We start from the raw sequence: 4,685 nt of genomic DNA on the forward strand, positions 1-4,685 counted from the left end.
CATCTCGGCTCAACCTTCGTGAGGGCACGAACTTCGCTGCGCAGGTCTCGCCAGATCGCAAGAAGATCGCGATCGACGCACTCGGCGTCCTGTGGGTGCTGCCGGCGTCGGGCGGTCCGGCGCGGCGACTGACCAGCGACCTGTTCGACGTCTCGCAGCCCAACTGGTCACCAGATGGTCGGACACTGGTCTTCCAGTCCTATCGCGACGGGGTGTTCAACCTCTGGACGATACGTCCGGACGGTGGGGGGCTGCACAAGTTGACCGAGGGTCCCTACGACCATCGGGAGCCCCGCTGGTCACCCGACGGACGCAGCATCGCCTTCTCCAGCGATCTCTCGGGAAGCTACGGGATCTACGTCTACGACCTCGCATCCGCCAACATCTCCGTCGTCGCCGACTCGGCGGAGGAGGAGTACGAGCCGGCCTGGTCCCCAGACGGCACCCAGGTCGCGTTCGTGGCCGCCAACACCCGCATCGACGTCGTCACGTTGCAAGGCGGCGCTCGATCGACGCTGGTGCAGGTCGCAACGCCCGAAGTGGTCCACCAGCCGACCTTCACTCCCGCCGGCGACGACGTCGTCTACCACCTGCAGAAGCCCGGCACGAGCACGCTGATGCTCGGCACCGAGACACTCGTCACCGACGAGGAGGTGTTCCCGTTCCAGGTCTCGTGGTCAGGTAACCAGTTCTATTACACCGCCGGCGGTGGGATCCGGCGCAGCACAGTAGGAGGTTCGCCGTCTCGTGTCGGCTTCGTGCTCGCCATCAATGTGGTGACACCCCGCTATCGCAAGCGTCGCCGCGACTTCGAGAGCCGACGAGCCCAAGCAGTGCGTGGCATCGGCAGCCCGGTCTTGTCGCCCGACGGGAAACGAGTCGCCTACCGGGCGCTGAACGACATCTACCTCTTGACGATTGGTGGCTCCGCCACGCCGCTCACGGGTGACTCGTACTGGAAGAGCGACCCGTCCTGGTCCCCGGACGGGTCGAGCCTGGCCTACTCGACCGATCGGGGAGGAACCCTCGACATCTGGGTACGTGACCTGACCACCGGCACCGACCGTCAGATCACCGACCTCCCTGATCGCGCCGCCGTGTCGGGGACCTGGTCACCGGACGGCCGAGAGATCGCGTTCCTCGACCAGGACGGCGCGGTGTGGACCGTTGACGTCGCGACCGGCGATGTCCAGCGTGTGTTCACCGCGACGTTCGAGCCAGGCCGTCCGACCTGGTCCAGAGACGGCGACGTCATCGCGCTGGCCGCCGTGAAACCCTACTCGGCTCGATACCGTGAAGGGCTCAGCAAGATCCTGCTGATCAACCGTAGGAGCGGTGCCGCACGCTACGTGGACACGATCAAGGATCAGTCGTTGCAGACGCGCGGCGACGACGGCCCAGTCTGGTCCCCCGATGGCTCGCGAATGGTTTTCGCGCTCGCGAGTGTGCTGTGGGTGATTCCGGTGGGACCCGACGGCACACCATCGGGTCCGGCCCAGCAGATCACCGACGAGGTCAGTGATGCACCCAGTTGGAGCGGGGACTCCCTGCAGATCCTCTACCTGAACAACGGCCGACTGCGGATGATCGGAGCGCAAGGCGGCGTGCCACAGGACGTCACCAACCCACTGCGGTGGCGCAACGTCGTCGGCACTGAGCGAACTGTCATCCATGCAGGGCGCATGTGGGACGGCGTCGGGAGTGCGGTGCGGACCAACGTCGACATCATCATCGAGGGACAGCGCATCGCCGCGGTGCTCCCGCACGACGAGGGTCGGACCGGTGAACTGGTCGATGCGTCCTCGTCGTTCGTCATGCCGGGCCTTATTGACATCCATCACCACCGCGAGATGCAGGGCTATTCCTACGGCGATCGACAAGGTCGGCTGTGGCTGTCCCTGGGCATCACGACCACGCGCTCGCCCGGCAGTCCCGCGTACCACATGGTCGAAGAGCGGGAGTCGATCCAATCCGGAGCTCGGGTCGGCCCGCGTTACTTCGCTACCGGAGAAGCCATCGACGGCAAGCGGATCTACTACAACTTCATGCGACCGACGTTTTCGGACGGTCAGCTCCAACTTGAGCTCCAGCGGGCCGCAGAGCTCGACTACGACCTCATGAAGTGTTACGTGCGGCTGCCAGTCGAGTGGCAGAAGCGCGTCATCGACTTCTCGCACCGGGCCAGGATTCCGGTCACCTCCCATTATCACTACCCGGCGATGGCCATGGGAGGCGATCAGACCGAGCACATCGGCGCGACCAGCCGGTTCGGATTCTCCCGGACAGTGACCGCGCAGGGCTCGGCGTACGACGACGTGATCGAGACGTTCATCAACTCGCGGATGGCACGGACGCCCACCCTGTTCGGCAGCACGACCCTCTATCGAGAGGATCGCTCGCTCGTCGATGACCGTCGAACCCAAGCGCTCTACCCGCCCTGGCGCAGGGCCGCCCTGCAGACCACCGTCGACTCGACCGTGAGCACCGACCAGTCGGCGAACCGGGCGAACCTGGCGGCCCAGGTGCAGCAGTGTCTCCACATGGTGCGGGGCGGAGGGGTGATCGTGACTGGGACTGATTCCCCCATCGACCATGCCGCGATCAGCATGCACATGAATCTCCGAGCGATGGTGCGGTACGGCTTCACGCCCCGGCAGGCGCTGACCACGGCTACGAGTGCCAGCGGCGATTTCATGGGTGAGCCGATCGGCCGTATCTCCCGCGGAATGTTTGCAGACCTCGCGGTCGTGGACGGCAACCCGCTGGACCGCATCGAAGACGCCGCCGCGGTCCAGCACGTCTTCGTCGCCGGGGTCGGCCGCGACGTGCCGGGTCTACTCGAGCCGTTCTTGTCGGCTGTGGTCCGGCGGCACGGACTCGCACAGCGCACGACCCTCAACCGCGAACTGGCGCCGGTGGCGTCGCCCCCGTCGAACGACGGCTACTGGTGGCACGACCCGGGGTACCTGGAGGAGGCACGACACGCCTGCTGCGCCGGCTGAAGCTTGGCAGCCGGCTTCGGGAGTCCTAACCGTCCAGCACCGGCAGATCCTTCGGATCTCTCTCCGCTGTAGGTCACGTCGTGCTGTGAGCGTTTGACAGGCTTGAGGCAGCGGCGCATCTCTCTGGCTGTGCGTCCTTCGGTGGCCATGGTTTCGATTGAGCCCCGGGTTCGGGGCAAGTCCCGATCGTCGTGCGAGTCGGTAGAGGTCAGGCTCGTGATCCGCCGAGGTCCCAGGACTGTTGGTCAAGACGTTCCCGTGGATCTGTGGACAACCTTCGACGCCGAGCCGGTCGGGACCAGCGAGACGCAACAGGTCGACTCGTTCGTCGCCCGAATCGACCGTTGAGCAGGGACACCGAACCACTGAGCGGTCCCCATATGACCAACATCTCCCCCATCATATCGAGGCCGCTTAGTTTCCCCTTGCGGCTACCGACGACCTGGAAGCTTGGTCAGAGGTGGCCTCTCGGGGCACCTACCGGAAACCATGAGGCGTCATGGTTCGGCGATGCCCGCCCAGCACCACCAGGCATCCCAAGGAGATACGTCATGCACGTCACCACCCCTCGCGCGACCCGGCTCGTCAGCCGGGCCTCGCCGTCGGTGTCTCGCCCGGTCAGGCGAGTCCTCGTTCCGACTCCCTCACCACCGACCAGGTTGTCACCTGGGGCGCCAGCGCTGACCGGGTCAGCGGCACCTACACCGACCAGACGGTCCGCAACATCGTCCACACCAGCGCGGGCGGCGCGGACCTCCGGGTCTCGCTGTCCAATGTTTTCGGTGACCGCGCGGTCACCTTCGACTCCGTGTACGTCGGGCGACAGGCCCAAGGCGCGGAGGTCCTCCCCGGCACCAACCAGCGTGTCACCTTCTCCGGCGGCAACTCAGCCATCACCATCCCCGCAGGCGCAGAGGTGCTCAGCGACCCGCTCGACGTCGCGGTACCGGCCGACACCAACCTGGCGGTTTCAATTCATGTCGCTGCGTTCAGCGGCAACCTGACCGACCACAATCTAGCCACGCTAGGCTTCCTACGTCTCGGCGGTCGGTGACCGGGCCGCGGAAGAGGCGGGTACGGCGTCCGCGCTGACCACCAGCCACTGGTACTGGGTCGACGCGCTTGTCGTGGACAAACCGGAGCGTGTCGACACCGTTGCGACGTTCGCGGACTCGATCACCGACGGCTACGGCTCGACGGCAGGCGCCAACCACCGCTACCCCGACTAACTCGCTGACCGGATCGCGCAACAGCCATCCTCGAAGCAGTTCGGTGTGATGAACGAGGCCATCTCGGGCAACAAGGTGCTCGCCGATGGCGCCGGAGTCAGCGCCCAGGCCCGCTTCGACCGGACGTGCTCGGCCAGCCCGACGTGCGAACGGTCATCCTGCTTGAGGGCATCAACGACATCGGCCGTGGGGTCGCCACCTCAGCCGACCAGCTGATCAGGGCCTACCGGCAGCTGATCGCCCGCGCGCACTCCGAGAACACCTGCATCGTTGGCGGCACGATGACGCCGTTCAAGGGCTCCGGGTACTACAGCGAGCAGAAGGAGGCGATCCGAGTCGCGGTAAACGAGTTCGTCCGCACCAGCAACGAATTCGACTCGGTCGTCGACTTCGAGCGGGCCACCCGCGACCCGTCCACTCCGCAGCGGTTCCTGCCTGCATACGACGTCGGCGA

3 protein-coding genes are annotated in these 4,685 nt (G+C 65.9%); all 3 read left to right on the forward strand.

Translation table 11 applies throughout. The features are described from left to right. Positions 1–3,002, forward strand: a 3,002-nt coding sequence (locus H7290_RS00070) for an amidohydrolase family protein (RefSeq protein ID WP_290511971.1), incomplete at its 5' end; no start/stop codon positions are given. A gap of 499 nt (positions 3,003–3,501) precedes the next feature. After that, the gene (locus tag H7290_RS00075; RefSeq protein ID WP_290511972.1) at positions 3,502–4,056 is read left to right on the forward strand and encodes a hypothetical protein; all 555 of its coding nucleotides are present in this window, start codon (positions 3,502–3,504) and stop codon (positions 4,054–4,056) included. 300 nt (positions 4,057–4,356) lie between these two features. Next, positions 4,357–4,685 (forward strand): GDSL-type esterase/lipase family protein (locus H7290_RS00080; protein WP_290511973.1); only part of this gene is annotated, 329 nt, incomplete at its 3' end.

This window comes from Aeromicrobium sp., assembly GCF_014378035.1.
Lineage (GTDB): Bacteria > Actinomycetota > Actinomycetes > Propionibacteriales > Nocardioidaceae > Aeromicrobium.